Here is a 23,531-nt window from a genome sequence, read left to right on the forward strand (position 1 = left end):
GAGATGCGCGACCCGTGTGGCCGCGGCATCCCACCCTCCCAAACCAGGCCGTGCGGCGCCAATCCGGTTGCTATGGATCAGCTGTGTGCGACACCTTGTCGGCCATCGCTGCGACGGGCGCCTTCAGCTGCAGCACGACCGTGGTCATGGTCGCCGCCGCCAGTGCGGCGAGCACCATGTGCACGCCGACCGCGAGCTCGGGCAGACCGTTGCGCGCCTGGTACAGGCCGACGGCGATCTGCACGAACTCGACGGCCAGCAGGATGAAGGTCCACCGCAGCAGCGCGGGCGCGGCCGCGCGCGCCCGCCAGCCGGCGACGACCAGCGCGATCGTGAGCGCGAACAGGGCGTAGCCCGGCCAGGCGTGGACGTGCTCCAGCACCTCGGCGTTGAAGCCGTTGCGCCCGGCGTCGGCGTCGCCCGAGTGGGGGCCCGCGCCGGTCGTCAGCACGCCGAAGGCGATCGTGAGCGCCATCGCGAGGCTCGTCACGTGGACGAGCACCGCGTGCCACCGGGGGACCAGCAGCGCGCGCGGACCGGCCGGCTGCGACATCCGCACGAGGAAGGCCGCCGTCACGCACACGAGCGCCAGCGACGAGACGTAGTGGAACCCGACGATGAAGGGGTTGAGGCCGGTGAGCACCGTGATGCCGCCGACGATGGCCTGGGCGGCGACGCCGCCCACGACGACCACGGACAGCACGTACAGGTCGCGCCGCTCGCGACGGATCTTCAGGACGAGGATCCAGACGGCCAGCGCGATCAGTCCGACCACGCCGGTCATCAGCCGGTTGCCGAACTCGATGAGCGAGTGGATGCCCTCGTCGATGCCCGGTGTCGGCACGAGCGATTCCGCCGTGCACAGGGGCCAGGTGGGGCAGCCGAGGCCCGAGCCGGTCAGGCGCACCGCGCCGCCGGTGCCGATGATCGTCACCTCGGCGATGAACGACAGCCACGCGAACACGCGGATCCGCTTGTCGACGTGGTCGGGGAGCCACTGCCAGAAGCGCTGCCCGATTCCGGGTGCGGTGGTCGTGGTCTGCTGCGCGGACATGCTGCTCGTCGCTTCCTGGGAGAGGTTCCCCGGCACCACGCCGGCGGACGCGTCGCGGCCCTGGCGGGATGTCACGGCGCGGCCGGGTGGGGGTGGAACCTGTAGAATCGAGGGGTCGGAGCGCGTGCACTGAGCGAGTGGCTACAGAGCGCCGCGCACCACTGACAGTCTAGGCGCGAAGGTCGGCGCCGCTTGAGAGGGCCCGAGAAGCGGCATCCCCCCTCCGGTATCTCCACCGGAGAGAACGGATGCCGGGACGGATGACACCGCCAGGGCCCGGAGGAGAACGTGACGATGTCTGATGTGCTGATCGATCGCCCGGAGCTGGATGGCCTGGGCGTCTACGAGTTCGGCTGGCACGACGCCGACGCCGCCGGCGCGAGTGCGCGACGGGGACTGAGTGACGCGGTCGTCCGCGACATCTCGGCGCTCAAGGCCGAGCCGGAGTGGATGCTCAAAACCCGTCTGAAGGGCCTGCAGCTGTTCGAGCGCAAGCCGATGCCCACGTGGGGAGCCGATCTCAGCGACATCGACTTCGACAACATCAAGTACTTCGTCCGCTCCACCGAGAAGCAGGCGCAGTCGTGGGAGGACCTCCCCGAAGACATCCGCAACACGTACGAGAAGCTCGGCATCCCCGAGGCCGAGCGCCAGCGCCTGGTCGCGGGCGTCGCCGCGCAGTACGAGTCCGAGGTCGTCTACCACCAGATCCGCGAGGACCTCGAGGCGCAGGGCGTCATCTTCATGGACACCGACACGGCGCTGCGTGAGCACCCCGAGTTCTTCGAGGAGTACTTCGGCACGGTCATCCCGGCCGGCGACAACAAGTTCGCGGCGCTCAACACCGCGGTGTGGTCGGGAGGCTCGTTCGTCTACGTGCCGAAGGGCGTGCACGTCGAGATCCCGCTGCAGGCGTACTTCCGCATCAACACCGAGAACATGGGCCAGTTCGAGCGGACGCTCATCATCGCCGACGAGGACTCGTACGTCCACTACATCGAGGGGTGCACCGCCCCCATCTACAAGAGCGACTCGCTGCACTCGGCCGTCGTCGAGATCATCGTGAAGAAGAACGCCCGCGTGCGCTACACGACGATCCAGAACTGGTCGAACAACGTCTACAACCTGGTCACCAAGCGGGCCGTCGCCCACGAGGGCGCGACGATGGAGTGGATCGACGGCAACATCGGGTCGAAGGTCACGATGAAGTACCCGTCGATCTTCCTGATGGGCGAGCGCGCCAAGGGCGAGACCCTGTCGGTCGCCTTCGCAGGCCCGGGTCAGCACCAGGACGCCGGCGCGAAGATGATCCACATGGCGCCGTACACGCAGTCGTCGATCGTCTCGAAGTCGATCGCACGCGGCGGCGGTCGCGCCGGCTACCGCGGCGAGGTCCGCGTCGACGCCAACGCGCACCACTCGGCCAACACCGTCCGCTGCGACGCCCTGCTGGTCGACACGATCTCGCGCTCCGACACCTATCCCGCGATCGACATCCGGGTGGACGACGTCCAGCTCGGCCACGAGGCCACGGTCTCGAAGGTCAGCGAGGAGCAGCTGTTCTACCTGATGAGCCGGGGCATGCCCGAAGACGAAGCCATGGCCATGATCGTGCGCGGGTTCATCGAGCCCATCGCGCGCGAGCTGCCCATGGAGTACGCGCTCGAACTCAACAAGCTCATCGAGATGGGCATGGAAGGATCCGTCGGCTAGATGAGCCCCACCACCGAGGCCCCCACCGTTCCCGGCGCGAAGGGCCACTCCGATGGCGCCGGTGCGTTCGTGCCCGTGCAGACCCGCTCCGAGCGACCCTGGTCGTTCGACCCCGCCGCCTTCGAGGCGCCGACGGGCCGCGAGGTCAACTGGAAGCACACGCCGACGCCCAAGCTCCAGCCGCTCTTCGTCGACGAGGCCGGCCCCCACGGCGTGATCGAGGTCGACGTCCACGCGCCCGACAGCCTCGTGCAGGAGCGCCTCCGCGCCGGCACCGCGCCGCGCGGCGAGGTGTTCCGCCCCGAGGATCTGCCGAGCGCCATCGCGTGGAAGCAGGAGGCCGAGGCGCCCTTGCTGCGCATCCCGGCCGGCGCCGAGTACCGTGAGCCGATCCTGGTGTCGCTGAAGGGAACCGGCGGTCTCGCCCACGCGCACGTGGTCGTCGAGGCGCAGGCCAACTCGCACGCGACGGTCGTCCTCCGTCACACCGGAACGGCGACCCACGCGCAGAACGTCGAGATCATCGTGCGCGACGGCGCCCACCTCACCCTCGTCTCGGTGCAGGAATGGGACGACGATGCAGTGCACGCGTCCTCGCACCAGGCTCGTGTCGAGCGCGACGCGACGCTGCGCCACGTGGTCGTCAGTTTCGGCGGCGGCGTGGTGCGGGTGAACCCCAGCGTCGAGCTCGCGGGCACCGGCTCTCGCGCCGAGCTGTACGGCCTCAGCTACTCCGACTCGGGCCAGCACCTCGAGAGCCAGGTGTACCTGCACCACAAGGGTGCCGAGACCTCGGGCGACGTGCTCTACAAGGGCGCGCTGCAGGGCGAGTCGGCGCGCAGCGTCTGGATCGGCGACGTGCTCATCGGACCGGATGCCGTGGGCACCGACTCGTACGAGGCCAACCGCAACCTCGTTCTCACCGACGGGGCTCGTGCCGAGTCGATCCCGAACCTCGAGATCGAGACGGGCGACATCCGCGGTGCCGGCCACGCGAGCGCGACCGGCCGCTTCGACGACGAGCAGCTCTTCTACCTGCAGGCGCGCGGCATCCCCGAGGACGAGGCGCGTCGCCTGGTCGTGCTGGGATTCCTCGCCGAGATCGTGCAGAAGATCGGTGTCGACGACCTCGAGGCGGACCTGTTCGCCACGATCGAGGAAGAGCTCGCCAGGGAGGCCGGCCGATGACCGCGCAGCGCGTGTGCGCCCTCAGCGACCTCGTCCAGGACGAGGCCCGCCGGGTGGAGGTGGACGGCGTCGCGATCGCCGTCGTGCTCGACTCCAACGGCGACGTCCACGCCATCGGCGACGTCTGCACGCACGGCGACATCTCGCTGTCGGAAGGATTCGTCGACGGCGACACGCTCGAGTGCTGGGCCCACGGGTCGGCGTTCTCGCTGCGCACCGGCAAGCCCCTCAATCTCCCCGCGTACGAGCCGGTCCCGGTCTTCGCGGTCACCGTCGACGGCGATGACGTGCTCATCGACGCGACAGTCAAGCTCGAAGTGAACTGAAGAAGGTACTGAAGAATGTCTGTCCTCGAGATCCGCGACCTCCACGTGACGGTCGAGACGGATGCTGGAACCACCCCCATCCTCAACGGCCTGACCCTGACGATCCGCACGGGCGAGACCCACGCGATCATGGGCCCCAACGGCTCCGGCAAGTCGACGCTCGCCTACACGATCGCCGGTCACCCCAAGTACAACGTCACGAGCGGCTCCATCAGCCTCGACGGCGAGGACGTCCTCGAGATGTCGGTCGACGAGCGTGCGCGCGCCGGTCTGTTCCTCGCGATGCAGTACCCCGTCGAGATCCCCGGCGTGACCGTGACCAACTTCCTGCGCACCGCGAAGACGGCGATCGACGGCGAGGCGCCGTCCATCCGCACGTGGACGAAGGACGTCAAGGCGTCGATGAAGAACCTGCGCATGGACCCCAAGTTCGCGCAGCGAAACGTCAACGAGGGCTTCTCCGGCGGAGAGAAGAAGCGCCACGAGATCCTGCAGCTGGAGCTGCTGAAGCCGCAGATCGCCGTGCTCGACGAGACGGACTCCGGCCTGGACGTCGACGCGCTGAAGATCGTGTCGGAGGGTGTGAACCGCGCCAAGTCCGAGACCGACCTGGGCGTGCTCCTCATCACCCACTACACCCGCATCCTGCGCTACATCCACCCCGACTACGTGCACGTCATGGTGAACGGGCGCATCGTCGAGGAAGGCGGCCCCGAGCTGGCCGACCGCCTCGAGGACGAGGGCTACGACCGGTTCCTGCCCGCGGGCGAAGAGGAGTCGGCCGAAGCCCCCGTCGGAACCGAAGCGTAGGATCGGCATATGACCGCGACGCTCACGCCCGAGAAGTACGACGAGGTCACCGAAGCTCTCAAAGACGTCATGGACCCGGAGCTCGGGATCAACGTCGTCGACCTCGGCCTCATCTACGACCTCGCCTGGGACGACGAGAACGACGCGCTGGTCATCCACATGACGCTCACGTCGGCGGGCTGCCCGCTCACCGACGTGCTCGAGGAGCAGACGGCGCAGGCGCTCGACGACATCGTCGAGCGGTTCCGCATCAACTGGGTGTGGATGCCGCCGTGGGGACCCGAGCGCATCACCGACGACGGGCGTGACATGATGCGCGCGCTCGGCTTCGCGATCTGACCAACGCCTGACACCTCGCGTCCGTTGACGCGGCCCCGGAGGCGTGTGCCACACTCGGCACATGTCGGGGAACAAGCTGCGTGTCGTGTCCGCCGTCGGCGGCGCCGTCCTGGTCCTGTCCGGGCTGACCGCCTGCACTTTCGCGGACGCCTCCACCGAGCCGACGCCGAGCGCGACGGCGACGATGAATCCGGATCCCGGCGCGGACGCGTTGGCCACCGTCACGCGGGCTCAGGTCGACGCGGCGGTGGACGACCTCGAAGCGTCCGTCGAGTCGGCGATGGAGGCCTCGGGCACGCCGGGCATCGCCGTAGGCGTGGTCTACGAGGGCGAGGTGCTGTACGCCGAGGGCTTCGGCGTGCGAGACCTCGACAGCGGCGAGCCCGTCGACGCCGACACGGTGTTCGCGCTGGCGTCGGTGTCGAAGTCGATCGGCGCGAGCGTCGTCGCCCGTGCCATCGACGAGGGCTACGTGTCTTGGGACACGCCGGTGGCGGAGCACCTGGACGGGTTCACGCTCTCCGACCCGTATGTCGGCTCGCACGTGACGATCGCCGACATGTACGCGCACCGGTCGGGGCTCTTCAAGCACGCCGGAGACGAGCTCGAGGAGATCGGCTACGACCGTGCCACGATCCTCGAGCGGCTCAGCCTGATCCCGCTCGCGCCGTGGCGGTCGACCTACGCGTACGGCAACTTCGACATCACGGCTGCCGGTGAGTCCGTCGCGCGAGCCGCGGGGGAGGAGTGGCCCGATCTGTCCGAGCGACTCCTCTACGAACCGCTGGGAATGACGTCGACGAGTTCGCGCTACGAAGACCTCGAATCACGAGAGAACCGCGCGCTCGGGCACCTGCCGCTGAACGGCGAGTGGGTCGTCACGCCGGATCAGCGGCAGCCGGACGAGCAGTCGCCCGCGGGAGGGGTGAGCTCGAACATCACCGACCTGATGACGTGGCTGTCGATGCTGCTCGCGGGCGGCGAGCACGACGGCGAGGCCTTCGTCGAGGCATCCTCTCTCGTTCCCGCGATGTCACCGCAGATCGTGGGCTCGCCGCCGAGCTCGTTCGGATCACGGGCCGGCTACTACGGCTACGGGTTCAACGTCGGCACGACGCCCGGCGGGCTGGTCGACGTGAACCACTCCGGTGCCTTCCTGCTGGGCACGGGCACGGTGTTCAAGCTGCTGCCGGGCGCGGGGCTCGGCATCGTCGTGCTCTCCAACGCCTCGGCCAACGGCGTGCCGGAGGGCATCGCGGCGCGGTTCCTCGACATCGCCCAGTACGGCCACGAACGCCGCGACTGGCTGCCGCTGTTCATGGGCGTCTTCGAAGGGGAGTCCGAGCCCTTCGGGGAGCTGGTCGGTGAGACGGCACCGTCGGACGCGGCTGCCGCGCAGGATCTCGAGGCCTACACGGGGGAGTACGCCAACGAGTACTTCGGTGCCGCGACGGTGCAGCTCGTCGGCGACGAGCTGGAGCTCGCGCTCGGTCCGACCGGCCGCTGGGCACTCGAGCACTGGTCGGGCGACGAATTCGTCTTCCGCCCGTTCAGTGAGAACGCCCCACCGGGCTCGGTCTCGAAGGCGACGTTCGACGGCGACAACCTGGTTCTCGAGTACTTCGACCAGCACGGGCTCGGCACCTTCACACGGTGACTCACTCGGCGGCGCGCGCCCGGGGGCTCGATAGGGTCGAGGGGTGAGCGTCACCCCCCTGCAAGCCCTGCCCATCGCCGAACTGCGACAGCGCTCGAGCACCAAGTGGCGCAAGTACGGGGAGGATGTCCTGCCGTTCTTCGTGGCGGAGACGGACTACGCGCTCGCTCCCGCGATCACCCGGGTGCTCACGCGTGCGGTCGAGCTCGGCGACACGGGGTACACCCCGCCCGACCCCGGAGTGCGCGAGGCCTTCGTCGACTTCGCGCTGCGCCGGTGGGACTGGGCCGTCGAGCCGTCGCACGTCTTCTGGACGGGCGACGTGATGATGGGGGTCGTCGAGATCCTCCGGAGGGTCATCGCGCCCGGTGACCGCGTCGTCGTGATGCCGCCGGTGTATCCGCCCTTCTACGACACGGTGGAGGAGGCCGGCGGCGTGGTCGAGCGCGTGCCCCTTCTCGCGAACAGCGGCGGATGGGAGATCGACCTCCGTGGCGTCGAGGCCGCGCTGGCGGGTGGCGCGCGCGCCGTGCTGCTGTGCAACCCGCACAACCCGACGGGCACGGTGCACAGCCGCCAGACGCTCGCCGCCCTGGCCGACATCGCAGACCGCTTCGGCGCGACTGTCGTCAGCGACGAGATCCACGCGCCCCTGACGCACCCCGGAAAGGCCTTCACCCCGTTCCTCGCCGCCTCCGATTCGGCGCGCCGCGTGGGCTACGCCGTCACCAGCGCGAGCAAGACCTACAACCTGGCAGGGCTGAAGTGCGCCGTGATGATCGCGGGCGCCGAGCCCCAGGTGAAGGAGCTGCGCGCCCTGCCGTGGGAGGTGGAATGGCGGACCGGGCTCTTCGGGGCGCTGTCGAACGTCGCGGCCTACTCGGCGGACAGCGATGAGTGGCTGGCAAGCCTGCTCGCCGCTCTCGACAGCAACCGCGTCCTCCTCGGCGAGCTGCTCGCCGAGCACCTGCCGCACGCGCGCTACCTGCCACCCGACGCCGGATTCCTCGCGTGGGTGGATGTGTCGGCCTACGGCTGGGGCGACAACCCGGCGGTGCGCATCCTCCGCGAGGCGAAGGTGGCGCTGCATCACGGGCCGCTCTTCGGCACCGAGGGCAAGGGACACGTCCGCATCAACTTCGGCTGCGCTCCGGAACTCCTCCGCGAGGCGGTGGAGCGCATCGGCGCCCTGGCGCGATCGTGACCGGGGCTGCCGCTCCCACGACCGGGATCTGGAACGCCCGCTACGTCTGGGTGACGGTGGGCGCCGTCGCGCTCATCTTCCTCGCCGCGATGCAGTCGCTCGCCGTCACGACCGTGATGCCGGTCGTCAGCGCCGACCTCGACGGGGAGCGCCTGTACGCCGTGGCGTTCGCCGGCACGCTGGCGACGAGCGTCATCGGCATGGTTGCGGTCGGCGCATGGTGCGACCGCGGCGGGGTGCTCGCCCCGCTCAGCACCGCGGTCGGCCTCTTCGTCGTCGGTCTGCTGATCGCGGGCTTCGCGCTCACGATGCCGGTACTCGTGGCGGGGCGGTTGGTCCAGGGACTCGGCACCGGCGGGCAGACTGTCGCGCTGTACGTCGTGGTCGCCCGCGTCTACCCCGGCACGATGCACGGCCGCGTGTTCGCCGCGTTCTCTGCCGCGTGGGTCGTGCCCTCGCTCATCGGTCCGTTCCTCGCGGGAGCTGTCGCCGAGTTCCTGCACTGGCGCTGGGTGTTCCTGGGCGTCGCCGCTCTGACCGTGGTCGCCTTCGCGATGGTCGCGGCGCGCCTGCACGGCCTCCCGCTGCACACCGACGAGCCCGCCACCTCCCGCATCGCGCCGCGACTGGCGTGCGCGGTGGCGTGCGCGGTGGGTGCGCTGGGGCTCAGCCTCGCCGGCGAGCTCGGCGGATGGGCGTGGGCGGCGGTGGCGGCATCCGTCCTCGTCATCGGCCTCGCCTCGCGGCCGCTGCTGCCGCGCGGCACGCTGCTGGCGGCGCGGGGTCTTCCGAGCGTCGTGCTGATGCGCGGCCTCATCGCCGGTGCGCTGTTCGGCGCCGAGATCTACATCCCGTATCTGCTGATCGACGACTACGGCTTCTCGCCGACCTGGGCGGGCCTCGGCCTCACCGCGGCGGCGCTCGCGTGGGCGGCCGCCGCCGACGTCCAGGGCCGGTTCGGCGACCGGCTCGGCAACACCCGGATCACGCTGATCGGCACCGCGCTGCTGGTGGCGGCCCTTCTGGTCGCGGTGGTGACCGCCCTGCTGACACTCCACCCCGCGGTGCTCATCGTCGGCTGGTCCCTCGCGGGCGGCGGCATGGGCCTGATGTACCCGCGGCTCACCGTGCTGACGCTCGCGTACTCGACGGCGCAGAACCAGGGGTTTAACTCGTCGGCGCTGTCGATCTCGGACTCGGTCGGCTCGGCGTCCTCGATCGCCGTGATGGGTCTCGTGTTCACGGCGCTGGTGGGGACGGATGCCGGATTCCCGGCCGTGTTCGCCATCGCCGTGGTGCTCGCACTCGCTGCGCTCATCCCCGGGCTGCGGCTCGGGCACGCGCACGAGACCGCGGCGCCGAAGTGAGCCCTGGACGGGCGCGGGGTCAGTTCTCCGCGCGCCCGAGGCGCCAGTAGCCCATGAAGGCGACGGCACGGCGGTCGACGCCGCGCTCGGCGACGAGGTGGCGGCGCAGCGCCTTGATCGCTCCCGCCTCGCCCGCGAGCCACGCGTAGAGGCGGGCGCTCTTGAGCGCCGCTCCGCCCTTCGCCGTGCGCGGGACCTCCCAGAGGATGTCGGTGTCGATGTCGACCTCCTCGACGTCTGCACCGGCTCCCGCCGGCGCGAGGACGGCCGCGGCATCCGTCACCGACTCGACGAGGTGCGCGTGACGCTCGCCGTCGCCGCGTGACCCGATGCGGTACTCGAAGCCGGGGTGACGGGGGAGGTACTCCGCGTCCTCGGCGTGCGGCAGCTCGACCGCGACCACGCCGCGCGCCTCTCGCGGGAGCTGCTCGAGGATGGCCGCGATCGCCGGGGCGGCGGTCTCGTCGCCGGCGAGGAGGATCGCGTCGACGCGCGCCGGAGGCACGAAGTCGATCCCGAAGCTCACGCCGCTGTGCGCGACGGTGGGAGCGAAGATCAGCACCTCGTCGCCGACGGCCGCACGCGCGATCCAGTCCGACGCCGGACCGATCACATCGTGCGACACCATGTCGACGTCGACCTCGCTCAGATGGTTGCGCACATACCGCGTCGTGTACGTGCGGAACGGCAGGCGTCGCTCCTCGGGCAGCTCGCGCCACTGCGCGTACCAGTCGTCACCGGTCGGCATGGCGTCCAGGCCCAGCGTGCGCGTGGGGAACACGATCTTGATGCGCTGGTCGAGGCCGGGGTCGCCGTACTCGCCGAGGTCGTCGCCTCCGAAGGTGAAGCGGCGGAAGCTCGGCGTCACGTCGGCGATCGCGGTCACGCGGGCGCGGAAGAAGCGGTAGGGCACGTCGGCGTCAGACATCGGAGGCTCCTGTCGGAAGAGGTGAGGCCGCCACGGCGCCGAGGGCGGCCGCGGTGGCGGGAGTCGAGGGCGACACGTGGTGGCGGCCGCGGGGGAGGACGATGGGCGAACCCGACACGGGGTCGGGGACGACGAGCGCGTCGAGGTCGAACACGTTGCGGACGAGCTCACCCGTCACGACGTCGTCCGGCGCGCCGCTCGCGATCAGGCGGCCGGCGCGCAGCGCGAAGAGGTGATCGGAGTATCGCGCGGCGAGGTTGATGTCGTGCAGGACCATCACGATCGTCGTGCCGTGCTCGCGGTTGAGATCGGTGAGGAGGTCGAGCACCTCGACCTGGTGCGCGACGTCGAGGAAGGTGGTGGGCTCGTCGAGCAGCAGGATGTCGGTCTCCTGGGCGAGAGCCATGGCGATCCACGCCCGCTGACGCTGTCCGCCGGACAGTTCGTCGACAGAGCGATCCGCAAGGTCCTCGATGCCGGTGGAGGCGAGCGCACGCGCGACCACCTCGTAGTCGTGGGCGCTCCAGCGCGCCAGAAGCTTCTGATGCGGGTGGCGTCCGCGTCCGACGAGGTCGGCCACCGCGATGCCCTCCGGGGCGACCGGGCTCTGCGGCAACAGGCCGAGGGTGCGCGCGATCTCTTTCGTCGGGCGTCCGTGGAGCGCCTTGCCGTCGAGGACCACCTGTCCCTCGCGGGGTGAGAGCAGACGCGCGAGCGCCCGCAGGAGCGTCGACTTGCCGCAGCCGTTGGCTCCGACGATCGCGGTGATGCGCCCGGGCGGCACGTCGAGATCGAGGCGCTCGACGATTGTGCGATCGCCGTACGAGAGCGTCAGACCTTCAGCCGACAGTCGGTGGGATTCGGTCATAGCGAGCCTCCGGCTCGGTTCGTCCTGATGAGGAGATAGATGAGGAACGGAGCGCCGAGCACGCCCGTGACGACGCCGACGGGGTAGCGGCTGTCGAACGCGAACTGCCCCAGGAGGTCCGCGAGCTGCACCAGCAGTGAGCCGACGAGCCCCGACGGCAGCAGCAGAGAGCCGCCAGGACCCACGATCCGCGCTGCGATCGGGCCGGCCATGAAAGCGACGAAGGCGATGGGGCCGGTGGCGGCGGTCGCGAACGCCAGCAGCGCGACCGCCGCGACGATCGCGAGCACGCGGCTGCCCTGCAGGCGCACACCGAGGGCGGCGGCCGCGTCGTCGCCGAGGCGCATGGTGTCGAGGTCGCGGCCCCGCGACAGCAGGGCCGGAACCAGCACCGCGCTCGCGATCGCCAGCGGCAGCACCGCCGACCAGGTCGCACCATTGAGGCTGCCGGTCAGCCAGCGCATCGCCGCCTGCAGATCGTAGGCGGGCGCCTTCGACAGGACGTAGGTGATGACCGCGTCGAGCATCGCCGCGACGCCGATGCCGATGAGGATCAGGCGGGTACCGGCGAAGCCGCCTTTGTTCGACAGCAGGTAGATCGCGAGGGCCGTGAGCAGTCCGCCGGCGACGGCGAGCACCGAGACCGCGGTGTCGTTCAGCGACAGGATCACGATGCCGAACACGGCCGACGCGCTGGCGCCCGCCGTGATGCCGATGATGTCGGGGGAGGCGAGCGGATTGCGCAGCATCGTCTGGAACGTCACGCCGGCGATGCCGAACGCGAATCCCGCCACCACGGCGAGGACGGCTCGCGGCAGGCGCAGTTCGCCGACCGTGAACGAGGCGCCGGGCACCGTCTCGCCGAGGATCACCCGAATCACCTCATCGGGACCGTAGAAGGTCTGGCCGATCATGAGCGATGCGGCGAAGACGAGAACGACGCCGACGGCGAGCGCGCCGGTGACGAGCACGCGACGACGGGAGCGGCGTCGGCGCCCCGTGACGACGGTCTGCACGGTGACGGGGGAGAGGGTGCCGGTGATCATAGTTCCCGCACCTTCTGCCGGCGCACGATCCAGATGAAGAACGGGGCGCCGATGAGCGCGGTGAGGATGCCGACCTCGATCTCGTCCGGTCGCGCGACGACGCGCCCCACCACGTCGGCCGCGACGAGGAGCGCGGCGCCCGCGATCGCCGAGAAGGGCAGCAGCCAGCGATGGTCGGTGCCGACCAGCAGCCGGCACAGGTGCGGGATGATGAGCCCGACGAAGGCGATGGGCCCGGCGATGGCGGTCGCCGCGCCGCAGAGGACCACGGCTCCGGCGGATGCGATCAGGCGCGTGCGCAGCACATGCTCGCCGAGGCCGGTGGCCACGTCGTCGCCCAGGGCGAGAGAGTTCATCCCGCGGGCGCAGGCGATCGTGACGATGGCGCCGACGGCCAGCACCGGCGCGATGGTGGCGATGCGGTCCCACGTCGCGCCGCCGACGCCGCCGATCTGCCAGAACCGGAACGTCTCGAGGAGGTCGACGCGGGGCAGCAGCACGGCGCTCACGAGCGACATGAAGGCGGCGGAGGATGCTGCACCCGCCAGAGCGAGCTTGAGCGGCGTGGCACCGCCGCGGCCGAGCGACCCCACCGTGTAGACGAACACGGCCGCCGCGCCGGCGCCGATGATCGACGCCGCGATGAAGGCGTAGGGATCCGACATGCCGAAGAAGGCGATGCCGATCACGACGGCGAGCGCGGCGCCGCCCGAGACGCCGAGGATGCCCGGATCGGCGAGGGGGTTGCGGGTCACGGCCTGCATGGCGGCACCCGACATCGCCAGGGCGGCGCCCACCAGAACAGCGAGCACGGTCCGAGGCAGCCGTGCGACGACCGCCGCCTGGGCGACGCCGCCGGTGTCGCCGGCGAGCCCCGCGAAGATGTCTCCGAGGCCGACGTCGCGCACGCCGAACGCGACCGAGGCCACGCACAGCGCCGCGAGCGCGAGCGATGCGACGCCGAGCCAGCCCAGTCGCACCGCCGCCGGACGCCGCAGGTTCGCGGCATCCGGCGACGGCGATCGGACCTCGGTCGAAGTCACTCGATCACACCCCGAAGGATCATGCGGGGATCGTTCAGCCCAGCGCGCCGGCGAGCAGGGCGAAGTACTCGTCGATGCCCCAGCTGATCGACAGCGGAGACGGGTTCGCGGACGCGGCCAGCGGCGTGGACTCCTCGAGGATCGCGATGCGGCCCTCGGCGATGGCGGGGATCTGCGACAGCAGCGGGTCGGCCTGCAGCTGCGCGACGATCGAGCCGCCGGCGTCACCGTAGGTGACGAAGACGTCGACGTCGGCGAAGCGGTCGGCCTGCTCGGCGCTGACGGTCGTGTAGAAGGCCTCTCCGTCGGACTCCTCGGCGACAACCGTCGGCTCCGGCAGGCCGAGGCTCGCCAGGAAGCCGGGTCGCGTGTCGAGATTCGTGTAGAAGCCGATCTGGCTGAAGTCCGAAGGGTCGATGTACGAGAAGAGCACGGCCGAATCGGCGAGCTCGGGGTGGGCGGCCAGCGCCGTGTCGACCTCGCCGTGGAGCTCGTCGATGAGGGCGTCGCCCTCCTCCGAGAGCCCGAGGGCGGCCGAGTTCAGACGGATCATGTCCTCGTAGGACGTGCCCCAGGCGACCTCCGGGTACGCCACGACGGGCGCGATCTTCGAAAGCGTGTCGTAGTCCTCCTGCGTGAGGCCGGAGTACGCGGCCAGGATGACGTCGGGCTGGGTGTCGGCCACGGCCTCGAAGTCGATGCCGTCAGCCTCGTCGAAGAGCACCGGGGTCTCGGCGTCGAGCTCCGCCAGCTTGTCCTCCACCCACGGGAGCACCCCGTCGCCGTCGTCGTCGCCCCACGTGACCTCGGCCATGCCGACCGGCACCACACCGAGCGCCAGCGGCACCTCCTGGTTGGACCACGACACCGTCGCCACCCGCTCGGGCTGCGACTCGATGACCGTCTCGCCGAAGGCGTGCTCGATCGTGACGGGGAAGGCGTCCCCCGACGAGGCGGTCGTGGCCTCGTCGGCGTTGTCGGCCGCGGGGGTGGCGCAGCCGGCGAGAGCGATGGCTGCGGCGGCCAGCATCGCGGCGGCGGTGACAGGGCGGGACAGGCGCACGGATTCCTCCGGAAAGTTTAGGTAAGGATGCCCTTATTCGGGCGCAGTAAGGCCAACCTTACCCAGCCGTTTCCTCGAGCGCCAATCCGTTTCGTCATGCCCGCGTCACGAACGAAAGCCCCGGCCGGGTGGCCGGGGCTTTCGGCGACGGATGCCTCGGCACGAGGCATCCGTTCAGTCCTTGGTCTGGTCCACCTTGCGGACGAGTGCCCATGCGCCCGGGATGATCGCAGCTGCCAGCGCGGCCTTGATCAGTCCGCCGACGATGAACGGGAAGAGGCCGGCCTGCAGGACGGCGAGGAACGAGTAGTCCAGGCCCATCACGACGTTGAGGATGAACGCCATGTAGGGGATGCCGAAGAGGAACGGCACGACGCTCGCGGCGGCGAAGCCGAGGAATGCGAGCGCAGGACGGCGGTCCCATGCGCGCTCGGCGAACCAGCCTGCCACGAAGGCGGAGAAGATGAAGCCGATCACGAAGCCGAAGCTCGGCTTGGCGACCGCGGCGAGCGTTCCGGTGAAGCCTGCGAAGACCGGGAGGCCGGCGAGCCCGACGAGCATGTAGGTCGTCAGGGCGGCGGCGCCACGCCATGCGCCGAGCGCTGCGCCGACGACGATCACGCCGAGCGTCTGACCGGTGATGGGGACGGGCCACAGCGGAATCTCGACCTGCGCGAGCAGGGCGACGATCGCGGCGCCCGCCACGACCAGACCGGCGTCGAGGGCGAAGGCGCGGGCGCGCGAGGACGGGCGGGCGATGACGTCGGCGAGCACGCGACGGTTTCCGGCGGAAGCGGTCGGAGCGGCGGCGATGGATGACATGGCACTCAGCCTAGGGGGAGGACCGTCGGCATACTTGGACGCCGTCCACGAATGATCGGGCGAAGCGCTGTCCGCGGTCGCCAAAGCGGAGGCGCCCCGGCCCTGGAGCGGGGCGCCTCCGTCTCATGCGAGCGCAGGCCGTGCCGCGGCGCGGACACGCCGCGCAGGCTGCCGCGCCAGGCGCAGCGCCCCCGCGAGAAGCGCGACGGCCACGAGCGCCGTGCCTGTGTCGGTGCCCGCGATCAACAGCAGTGCGATAGCCGTCGTTCCCGCGAGCACGGCGCCACCGACGCGCCACGCGGAGCGGGAGGAGGCCGGGGCCGCGGCGGACTCGACGCGACCGAGCCACCACGCGACCACCGCCGTCGCGGCCAGGGCGATCGCAAGCCATGCCGGCCGCGTGAGCCACCACCAGCCGCCGTCGATGGCGGGGAGCGGGATGCCGGTCAGCATGGCACCCGCGGCACTGAGGCCAGCGAGGCAGAGGAGCACGGGCATGTGCCACAGGTAGATGGTCATCGCCCTCGGGGTGACGAACCGCGTGACGGCGGCGGAGCCCCGGCGGACGGCGACCTCCGCCAGCGGACCACGGAAAAGGGAGAACAGCGCGGTGTGCACGACGCCGACCAGCAGCAGCGCCGTCGTCGGCGGGTTGATATTCGCCACGAGGTCGGGGGAGTGGATGCCGCTCGCGAACGACACCGCGAGCCCGGCGACGGCGGCGGCCGCCGCCGTCCAGCGCGTGCGGCGGGACAGGGCGTCGATGCTTCCGTCGGCCAGGAAGAAGCCGACCTGCTGCAGGGTCAGCCAGACGAAGGCCAGGTTGAGGAACCCGAGGCCCTCCACGCCGCTCGCGATGCGCACGACGTCGACGGCCACGGCCGCCGAAGCGAGGACGCCGATCGTCGGCACTGCCGCTCTCTCGTGCAGGCGCAGGAGGCTCGGCAGCAGCGCCTGGCAGACCAGGAACACCCCGAGGAACCACAGCGGCTGGGCGAAGCGGAAGCCGGCGAGCGCGACGAGGTCGGGCGCCACGCCGGCCGCGGCGAGACCTGCCAGGAGTGCCCCGGCGGTGGCGATCGTCACGATCGCGGGGAGCAGCAGGCGGTGGACGCGGCCGGCCACGAAGGCCACGCCGTCTCGGCCGCGTGCGCGGGCGCGCCGGAACGCGGTTGCACCCGAGAACCCGCCGATCACGAAGAACAGGGGCATCACCTGCAGCACCCAGCTCAGCGGCACGATCCACCACGTCCCATCGCTGGCGTTGACGAAGGACGGCCCGGCATCCCCGACTCCGACGCCGACCATCATGGCATGGAGCACGACGACGCCGATGATGCACAGCGCCCGCACGAAGTCGATCGCGCGGTCCCTGCCGGAAGCGGCGGATGGGAGTGCCGCGGTGGCGGCGAGGGTGGTGGTCATGGCTCCTCCTCGGGGTGCGTCCCGGGAAGGCTATGAACGCGGTGGATCGCGCGGCATCGCCCCGTGGTGGGGTTTGCTCCTCACCCCGCAGAGGGATCAGCCGGCGGGCTCGACCAGGCCCGCGTCGTAGGCGAAGATGACCGCCTGCACGCGGTCGCGGGCACCGAGCTTGGCGAGCACCTTGCCCACGTGCGTCTTCACGGTCTGCTCGGAGATGAAGAGGTCAGCGGCGATCTCGGCGTTGGAACGGCCCCGGCCGATGAGCGTGAGGACTTCGCGCTCGCGCTCGGTGAGCTCGCCCAGCACGGCGGTGGCGCGCCCCGGGCGGGGCCGCCGTGCCGCGAAGTGCTCGATCATGCGCCGGGTCACGCTCGGTGCCAGCAGCGCGTCGCCGGCCGCGACGACACGGACGGCGTGGACGAGGTCCTCGGGGAGCGCGTCCTTCAGGAGGAAGCCGCTGGCGCCTGCCTCGAGCGCGTCGTAGACGTAGTCGTCGATGTCGAACGTCGTGAGCATGAGGATCCGGGGGACGTGCGCGGCGGGGTAGGCGGGTCCGAGGATGCGGCGCGTCGCGGCGATGCCGTCGAGCTCCGGCATGCGGACGTCCATGAGCACGACGTCCGGGTTCAGCCGCGCCGACAGGGTGACCGCCTCGGCGCCGTCCGCGGCCTGTCCGACGACCCGGACATCCTCCTGCGCGTCCAGCAGCGCGGCGAAGCCCGCGCGCACCATGGCCTGGTCGTCTGCGATGAGGACGCTGATGGTCACTGTGAGCCTCCGTCGATCCGGGCGGGGGGAGCATCGGGCGCCGGGCCGGCGAGAGGGAGGACCGCCCGCACTGTCCAGCCGCCGTCCGCGTCGGGTGCGGCGCTCACCGTGCCGCCGACGAGTGCGGCGCGCTCTCGCATGCCCAGAAGTCCGTGGCCCCGTTCCGGCTCACCCTGCTCGCCCGAGGCACCGCCTGGCAGGCCGTTGCGGACGAGCAGGCGCACGGCCGCGGCATCCGTCTCCACCGTGAGCTCGATGCGGGACTGCGGTGCGTGGCGGACCGCGTTGCTCAGCGCCTCCTGCGCGATGCGGAAGGCGGCGACGTCGACCGCGGCGGGCACGGCGTCCGGCGCGGGTGCGAGGGAGGAGTCGATGTCGGCGCCCGCGCGCCGCACCGCTTGAACGAGCTCCGGGATGTCGGCGATCCCCTGCTGCGGTGCCAGCTCCTGCCGCTGATCGTCGGTGCGCAGCACCCCGAGGAGGCGACGCATCTCGGTGAGGCCCTCGCGGGCGGTGCGGGCGATCTCATCGAACTCGTGCACCGCCTCGTCGGACAGCCCGGGCACGCGGTACCGCGCCGTGGACGCCTGCACCTGGATGAGCGACATCCCGTGCGCGACCACGTCGTGCAGCTCCCGCGCGATGCGGGTGCGCTCCTCGACGAGCACCCGCCGTGACTGCTCGAGCGCGGTCAGCTCGCGCTCCCGCGTGAGCTCGGCGCCCACGCGCAGCCGGCTGGCCACGAGCACCGCTACCAGCAGCGCCGCACCCGACACCGAGGTCACGATGACGAGGTTGACGATCGCCGCGACGACGGGGTACGAACCCGACAGCCCGAACGCGACCGCGAGCGTCCCCGCGATCGAGAGGACCCACGCGATGACGGCGAGGCGCCACCCGTGGACGATCGCCAGCACCCCGACGAACAGGATGAGCACGAGCATGGCGGGGACCGACCACGGCCAGGGCCATTGTGCGCCCTCCAGCTCGGCGACCGGAAGCGGCAGCACGATCGCCGAGACGACGAAGAGCGCGGTCGCCCAGCGGGGGAACCGCACGGCCAGCACCGGTGCGGCGCAGGCGAGCGCGCCGAAGAGGAAGGCGAAGGCCGCCGGCTGGCGATAGAGCGTGATCAGCACGGGGACGAGCACCGAGAACAGGGCGACCGCCGTGAGGGTGAGCGCGCCGAACGCCGCCGTCCGGACGTTCAGGCGGCGGCGCGGGCGAGGCGGGGCGCCTGCGGGCGAGGAGGTGTCGCGCACGATGTCATCCTGTCAGTCGCGAGGCGGCCGCACCGGGGGAGAGGGCGGCGCGGCGGGAGCGCAGGGCGACGAGCCGGTCGATGAGGAGCCCGAGCGCGAGCGCCAGCACGACCCCGAACCCTGCGCTCAGCAGCGGCTGGTCCTTCAGCCATGCGCCGGCCAGCAGTCCGATCGCGATGCTGTACGCCGCCCAGCCCACGCCTGCCGCCAACGTGAGCGCGGCGAACCGCCGCCACGGGTACGCCAGCGCGCCGGCCGAGACGTTGACCGCCACCCGTCCGACCGGGATGAAGCGGGCGCCGAGGATGAGGGCGGCTCCGCGTCGGTCGAGTGCGCCCCCTGCCCGCGCGAACGCGCCCGCCACCCGCGGGCGCCGCATCCACGCGAATCTCGTGGTGCCTGTGCGCCGGCCGATGGCGAAGGCGATGTTGTCGCCGATCACGGCTCCTGCTGCCGCCGCCGCGCCCAGCGTCAGCAGCTGAGGATCGCCGGTGGATGCCGCGACCGCCGCCGCGGCGACCAGCAGCGTCTCGCTCGGGATCGGCGGGAAGAAGCCGTCCACGAGCGCCACCGCGAACATCGTGACATAGAGCCAGGGCGACGCGACGGCCTGGAGGATCAGGTCGGTGAAGAGGTCCACCCGGGAACGGTATGCGGGCGGCGCAGGCAGAGGCATCCCTCTGCGGTATCGACCGGGTCACCCCGCGGAGGTATTCCGGAGACAGGCCGGGAGGGCCGCCCCGTATACTGGGAGGCTGGCCGTTCGGCCACCTCCCCATCTCCATCGACGGATCGGACTTCCGCTGTGCTCGCCGTGCACGACCTCGAGATCCGCGTGGGCGCTCGCGTGCTCATGTCGGACGTCTCCTTCCGCGTCTCGGACGGCGACAAGATCGGACTCGTCGGCCGCAACGGCGCCGGCAAGACCACGCTGACCAAGGTGCTCGCGGGCGATCTCATCCCCGCCGATGGAAAGGTCGAGCGCTCCGGCGAGCTCGGCTACCTGCCGCAGGACCCGCGCTCGGGCGATCCCGAGATGCTCGCCCGCACGCGCATCCTCGACGCCCGCGGACTCGGCACGCTCGCGATCGGCATGCACGAGGCATCCCTCGCGATGGGAGACGAGGACGAGGCGGTCGCTGCCCGGGCGATGCGCAAGTACGCCAACCTCACGGAGCGGTTCGAAGCCCTGGGCGGGTACGCGGCCGAAGCGGAGGCGGCGTCGATCGCGCACAACCTGTCGCTGCCGGACCGCATCCTCGACCAGCCGCTGAAGACCCTCTCGGGCGGTCAGCGCCGGCGCATCGAGCTCGCGCGCATCCTGTTTTCGGACGCGCAGACCATGATCCTCGACGAGCCGACCAACCACCTCGACGCCGACAGCGTCGTCTGGCTGCGCGAATTCCTCAAGGGGTACAAGGGCGGCCTCATCGTCATCAGCCACGATGTGGAGCTCGTCGGCGAGACGGTGAACCGCGTGTTCTACCTCGACGCGAACCGCCAGGTGATCGACGTCTACAACATGAACTGGAAGAACTACCTGCGACAGCGGGTCGCCGACGAGGAGCGCCGCAAGAAGGAGCGCGCCAACGTCGAGAAGAAGGCCACCGTGCTCCAGCAGCAGGCGGCCCGGTTCGGCGCGAAGGCCTCCAAGGCGGCGGCCGCCCACCAGATGGTGGCGCGCGCCGAGAAGATGCTGTCGGGTCTCGAAGATGTCCGTCAGGAGGAGCGCGTGGCGAAGCTGCGCTTCCCCAAGCCCGCGCCCTGCGGCAAGACGCCCCTGATGGCGTCGGGCCTGTCGAAGTCCTACGGCTCGCTCGAGATCTTCACCGACGTCGACCTCGCGATCGACCGCGGCTCGAAGGTCGTGATCCTGGGCCTCAACGGCGCGGGCAAGACGACGCTGCTGCGCATCCTCGCCGGCGTCGACCAGCCCGACACCGGCCAGCTCGAGCCCGGTCACGGGCTCAAGATCGGCTACTACGCGCAGGAGCACGAGAACCTCGACGTCTCGCGCTCGGTGCTCGACAACATGATGTCGGCCGCGCCCGACATCACCGCGACCGAGGCGCGCAAGGTGCTCGGCTCGTTCCTGTTCACCGGCGACGATGTGCTCAAGCCCGCGGGCGTGCTGTCGGGCGGCGAGAAGACGCGCCTGTCGCTGGCGACGCTCGTCGTGTCGTCGGCGAACATGCTGCTCCTGGACGAGCCCACGAACAACCTGGATCCCGCCTCGCGCGAGGAGATCCTCGGCGCGCTCGCGCACTACGAGGGTGCGGTGGTGCTCGTCTCGCACGACGAGGGCGCGGTCGAGGCGCTGAACCCCGAGCGCGTGCTCATCCTGCCGGACGGCGTCGAGGACATCTGGGGCCGCGACTACGCGGATCTCGTCGCGCTTGCATGACGAGAACTCCGTGATCGGCTGACCGCGGCCTGCACGGCGTCCGAAACCCTGCCCGCTCGCGCTCGCGCGACCGGGTTCAGCGGCCGGCGGCGTCGAGCAGGGCGTCCTCATCCTCGGCGTCGCGATCGCGGCGTCGGCGGGGTGCCGGTGGAGCGGCCTCGCCGGTCTCCGCGGCGGCTTCTGACGATCCGGCAGCTTCGGCGTCTTCGGCGTCCTCGCGGCGGTGCCGGCGCTCCGTGCGGATGACGTAGCCGATGAAGACGAAGCCCATGATCGCGAAGAGAATCCACTGGATCGCATACGAGAGGTGCGGGCCGGGGTCTTCGGACGGGGCCTCCAGTGCGCTCGGCGCAGTGACCGGAGCCGGATCCTCCGAGACCATCACGCCGTACGCGCTCTGTTCCAGCGCGCCACCGGCCGCGGGGGAGACGGTGTCGGCGACGAGCCCCAGATTGATGGTCGGCACCTGGCCCTCCGGCGCGGAACGGCCCGAGCTCGGCAGCGGCTCGCCGGGGCGAAGCCGTACGACGACCGTGGCATCGCCCGTCGGCGGCGCGGGCACGGCATCCGGCACCGGCTGGTCCTGACCCGGGGGCACCCAACCGCGGTCGACGAGCAGCACCCGGCCGTCATCGAGCTGGAACGGCACCAGCACCTCGAATGCCGACGTGCCGCCGTGGGGTCGATTGCGGACCAGCAGCTCGTCGTCGGCGAGGTAGGTGCCGGTGAGGATCACCGGGCGCCACTCGTCCTGCGGGTCGAGCTCGCCGTCGGCGGGGATGACGTCGGCGAGCGGCACGGGCACCGCGTCGTAGTTCTGCGCGACGAGCGCGAGCTGGGCCGACCGCTCCTCATTGCGAGTGAACTGCCAGTTCGACAGGAACGCGCAGGCGATGGCGAAGACGACTGCCAGAGCGATGTAGATCGCCCAGCGACCGGCGCGCGGCAGGTTCTGCATGCTGACGGAGCGGCCGCTCATCGCGTCGCCTCCGCCGCGTCGAGGGGCGCGACGGCGACCGGGAAGTCGCGTGCCGCCAGGAACTCGCGGAGATAGCCCACGTGCTCGTCGCACGCCACCCACGTCTTGCGTCGGTCGGCGGTATGGATGCGCGGGTTGCGCCAGTCGATCCGCCAGTTCGCCGCGGCGCGGCATCCTGCGCGCGAGCAGACCGCCTCGGCGACCTGGTCGGGTCCGCCGTCGCTCATGCGGTCCGGTCCGGCGTCTCGTCGTCAGTGGGGGCCGTGCTCTCCGAGCGGGCCGGCGCATCGCTCGGGAGGGCCGGCGACTCCTGGATGCGGATCACGCGGGTCTCGGGAGCCGGAGGCGTCGCGGACGACGGCGACGGTGCGGAGGGAAGTGCGGGCTCGGGGTCCTCGCGACGGTTGCGGCGGCCCTCCTGGCCGACGTTCGCGGATACGACGGCGATGTAGGGGAGGAAGATCGCCGCGGCGCCGAAGACCCACGTGTACCACCCGTACGGCGTGATGACGACCATCAGGATGAAGCACAGGATGCGGATGCTCATCGTGATGAGGTACCGCGTCGACCGCGCGTCGACATCGTCGCGCGGTGCGCGCGGCAGCGACGTTGCCGAAGGGGCGTGGCTCGAGTTCTTCACGGTACTTCCAGGGTACGCCGGTTGCACCGCTCGATCGCCCCGGGAACGGATCCCGGGGCGATCGGATTCAGGAGCTGTAGGGGTACGACTGGTAGGCGGCCACGAAGAACGAGAAGAACAGGATGGCGGCCACGATGCCGAGGATCGCGAGGCCCAGTCCGACCCAGCCGACGATGGTGCCCGCCAGCGCCATGCCGCGTCCCTGCTCGCCGCTCGTCTTGAGCTGGTTGAGCGACATGTGTCCTGTGATGACGCCGACGATCGACCCGATGAAGGGGAGGATGACGAAGCTCGCGATCGACGCGACCAGCGACACGATGGCCAGGGTGTTGGTCTTCGCCGGCGCGCCGTAGCCGTAGCCGTAGCCGTAGGCGGGGGCGGCACCGTAGGCGCCCTGGTTGCCGTATGCCGGCGCTGCGCCGTAGGCGCTCCCGCTCGCGGGAGCCGAGCCGTACGCAGGCGGTGCGTAGGCGCCCTGTGCGGGCGGGGGATAGGCGCCGGGAGCGGTGGGCTGCGAGGCACCGGGCGCCGGCGGAACCGGCGGGTGGGCACCCGGCTCGGGCGAGGGGTTCTGAGGGGTGCTGTCACTCACGGCGCGCGCCTTTCGTCGATGTATGCCCCCAGC

General features: G+C 70.9%; 24 protein-coding genes. 9 read left to right on the forward strand and 15 right to left on the reverse strand.

The features are described 5' to 3' along the window. Positions 1-70: 70 nt before the first annotated feature. A complete protein-coding gene (locus IM767_RS08210) occupies positions 71-1,054 on the reverse strand; it encodes a COX15/CtaA family protein (protein ID WP_109209509.1) in 984 nt (327 codons plus the stop codon). 294 nt (positions 1,055-1,348) lie between these two features. Between IM767_RS08210 and sufB the strand changes: the two genes are divergently transcribed. From sufB to IM767_RS08250, 8 genes are all read left to right on the forward strand, one after another. Continuing rightward, a complete protein-coding gene (sufB, locus tag IM767_RS08215) occupies positions 1,349-2,767 on the forward strand; it encodes a Fe-S cluster assembly protein SufB (RefSeq protein WP_109209340.1) in 1,419 nt (472 codons plus the stop codon). Beyond that, positions 2,768-3,955 carry a Fe-S cluster assembly protein SufD gene (sufD, locus tag IM767_RS08220; protein ID WP_109209341.1) on the forward strand — a complete coding sequence of 396 codons (1,188 nt, stop codon included), beginning with the start codon at positions 2,768-2,770 and terminating at the stop codon, positions 3,953-3,955. Further along, the gene (locus tag IM767_RS08225; protein WP_109209342.1) at positions 3,952-4,281 is read left to right on the forward strand and encodes a non-heme iron oxygenase ferredoxin subunit; all 330 of its coding nucleotides are present in this window, start codon (positions 3,952-3,954) and stop codon (positions 4,279-4,281) included. The genes sufD and IM767_RS08225 overlap by 4 nt, the downstream gene beginning before the upstream one ends. A 15-nt stretch (positions 4,282-4,296) precedes the next feature. Then, positions 4,297-5,091: a Fe-S cluster assembly ATPase SufC gene (sufC, locus tag IM767_RS08230; RefSeq protein ID WP_109209343.1), complete on the forward strand. Its 795-nt coding sequence runs from the start codon at positions 4,297-4,299 to the stop codon at positions 5,089-5,091. A 9-nt stretch (positions 5,092-5,100) separates the two neighbouring features. Further along, complete coding sequence (locus tag IM767_RS08235; RefSeq protein WP_045298811.1) at positions 5,101-5,430, forward strand: metal-sulfur cluster assembly factor; 330 nt, start codon at positions 5,101-5,103, stop codon at positions 5,428-5,430. Positions 5,431-5,491: 61 nt separating this feature from the next. Continuing rightward, positions 5,492-7,087, forward strand: a complete 1,596-nt coding sequence (locus IM767_RS08240; RefSeq protein ID WP_198425751.1) for a serine hydrolase — start codon at positions 5,492-5,494, stop codon at positions 7,085-7,087. Positions 7,088-7,130: 43 nt separating this feature from the next. Further along, positions 7,131-8,291, forward strand: a complete 1,161-nt coding sequence (locus tag IM767_RS08245) for a MalY/PatB family protein (RefSeq protein WP_109209344.1) — start codon at positions 7,131-7,133, stop codon at positions 8,289-8,291. Continuing rightward, positions 8,288-9,658: an MFS transporter gene (locus IM767_RS08250; RefSeq protein ID WP_109209345.1), complete on the forward strand. Its 1,371-nt coding sequence runs from the start codon at positions 8,288-8,290 to the stop codon at positions 9,656-9,658. Before IM767_RS08245 ends, IM767_RS08250 begins: the two co-directional genes overlap by 4 nt. A 19-nt stretch (positions 9,659-9,677) precedes the next feature. Here the strand turns inward: IM767_RS08250 and IM767_RS08255 are convergent, their stop codons facing one another. From IM767_RS08255 to IM767_RS08300, 10 genes are all read right to left on the reverse strand, one after another. Beyond that, entirely contained in the window at positions 9,678-10,586 is a 909-nt protein-coding gene (locus tag IM767_RS08255; RefSeq protein ID WP_109209346.1) for a siderophore-interacting protein, read from the reverse strand. Beyond that, on the reverse strand, positions 10,579-11,454 hold the full coding sequence (locus IM767_RS08260) for an ABC transporter ATP-binding protein (RefSeq protein ID WP_109209347.1): 876 nt from the start codon (positions 11,452-11,454) through the stop codon (positions 10,579-10,581). The genes IM767_RS08255 and IM767_RS08260 overlap by 8 nt, the downstream gene beginning before the upstream one ends. Continuing rightward, the gene (locus IM767_RS08265; RefSeq protein ID WP_109209348.1) at positions 11,451-12,500 is read right to left on the reverse strand and encodes a FecCD family ABC transporter permease; all 1,050 of its coding nucleotides are present in this window, start codon (positions 12,498-12,500) and stop codon (positions 11,451-11,453) included. Before IM767_RS08265 ends, IM767_RS08260 begins: the two co-directional genes overlap by 4 nt. Further along, positions 12,497-13,543 carry a FecCD family ABC transporter permease gene (locus IM767_RS08270; RefSeq protein ID WP_109209349.1) on the reverse strand — a complete coding sequence of 349 codons (1,047 nt, stop codon included), beginning with the start codon at positions 13,541-13,543 and terminating at the stop codon, positions 12,497-12,499. The genes IM767_RS08265 and IM767_RS08270 overlap by 4 nt, the downstream gene beginning before the upstream one ends. Before the next feature lie 34 nt (positions 13,544-13,577). Continuing rightward, entirely contained in the window at positions 13,578-14,606 is a 1,029-nt protein-coding gene (locus IM767_RS08275; protein WP_109209350.1) for an iron-siderophore ABC transporter substrate-binding protein, read from the reverse strand. Positions 14,607-14,780: 174 nt separating this feature from the next. Continuing rightward, positions 14,781-15,428 carry a biotin transporter BioY gene (locus IM767_RS08280; RefSeq protein ID WP_109209351.1) on the reverse strand — a complete coding sequence of 216 codons (648 nt, stop codon included), beginning with the start codon at positions 15,426-15,428 and terminating at the stop codon, positions 14,781-14,783. 123 nt (positions 15,429-15,551) lie between these two features. Next, entirely contained in the window at positions 15,552-16,853 is a 1,302-nt protein-coding gene (locus IM767_RS08285; protein WP_109209352.1) for an acyltransferase family protein, read from the reverse strand. Positions 16,854-16,949: 96 nt separating this feature from the next. Then, positions 16,950-17,621 carry a response regulator gene (locus IM767_RS08290; RefSeq protein ID WP_109209353.1) on the reverse strand — a complete coding sequence of 224 codons (672 nt, stop codon included), beginning with the start codon at positions 17,619-17,621 and terminating at the stop codon, positions 16,950-16,952. Beyond that, positions 17,618-18,883, reverse strand: coding sequence for a sensor histidine kinase (locus IM767_RS21000; RefSeq protein ID WP_109209354.1), 1,266 nt, complete (start codon positions 18,881-18,883; stop codon positions 17,618-17,620). Before IM767_RS21000 ends, IM767_RS08290 begins: the two co-directional genes overlap by 4 nt. A 4-nt stretch (positions 18,884-18,887) precedes the next feature. Further along, the gene (locus tag IM767_RS08300; RefSeq protein ID WP_109209355.1) at positions 18,888-19,523 is read right to left on the reverse strand and encodes a DedA family protein; all 636 of its coding nucleotides are present in this window, start codon (positions 19,521-19,523) and stop codon (positions 18,888-18,890) included. A 165-nt stretch (positions 19,524-19,688) separates the two neighbouring features. Here IM767_RS08300 and IM767_RS08305 point away from each other — a divergent pair, with 165 nt between their 5' ends. Next, positions 19,689-21,287 (forward strand): ABC-F family ATP-binding cassette domain-containing protein, encoded by a 1,599-nt coding sequence (locus tag IM767_RS08305; RefSeq protein ID WP_109209356.1) that lies wholly within the window; start codon positions 19,689-19,691, stop codon positions 21,285-21,287. A 76-nt stretch (positions 21,288-21,363) separates the two neighbouring features. On the opposite strand, the gene IM767_RS08310 is transcribed toward IM767_RS08305, so the two are convergent. From IM767_RS08310 to IM767_RS08325, 4 genes are all read right to left on the reverse strand, one after another. Then, entirely contained in the window at positions 21,364-22,266 is a 903-nt protein-coding gene (locus IM767_RS08310) for an SURF1 family cytochrome oxidase biogenesis protein (protein ID WP_109209357.1), read from the reverse strand. Continuing rightward, the gene (locus IM767_RS08315; protein WP_109209358.1) at positions 22,263-22,493 is read right to left on the reverse strand and encodes a hypothetical protein; all 231 of its coding nucleotides are present in this window, start codon (positions 22,491-22,493) and stop codon (positions 22,263-22,265) included. The genes IM767_RS08310 and IM767_RS08315 overlap by 4 nt, the downstream gene beginning before the upstream one ends. Next, positions 22,490-22,906 (reverse strand): DUF3099 domain-containing protein, encoded by a 417-nt coding sequence (locus tag IM767_RS08320; RefSeq protein ID WP_109209359.1) that lies wholly within the window; start codon positions 22,904-22,906, stop codon positions 22,490-22,492. The genes IM767_RS08315 and IM767_RS08320 overlap by 4 nt, the downstream gene beginning before the upstream one ends. A gap of 67 nt (positions 22,907-22,973) precedes the next feature. After that, positions 22,974-23,498: a DUF4190 domain-containing protein gene (locus tag IM767_RS08325; protein WP_109209360.1), complete on the reverse strand. Its 525-nt coding sequence runs from the start codon at positions 23,496-23,498 to the stop codon at positions 22,974-22,976. Positions 23,499-23,531: the final 33 nt, after the last annotated feature.

Source organism: Microbacterium ureisolvens, assembly GCF_015278315.1.
Classification (GTDB): domain Bacteria; phylum Actinomycetota; class Actinomycetes; order Actinomycetales; family Microbacteriaceae; genus Microbacterium; species Microbacterium ureisolvens.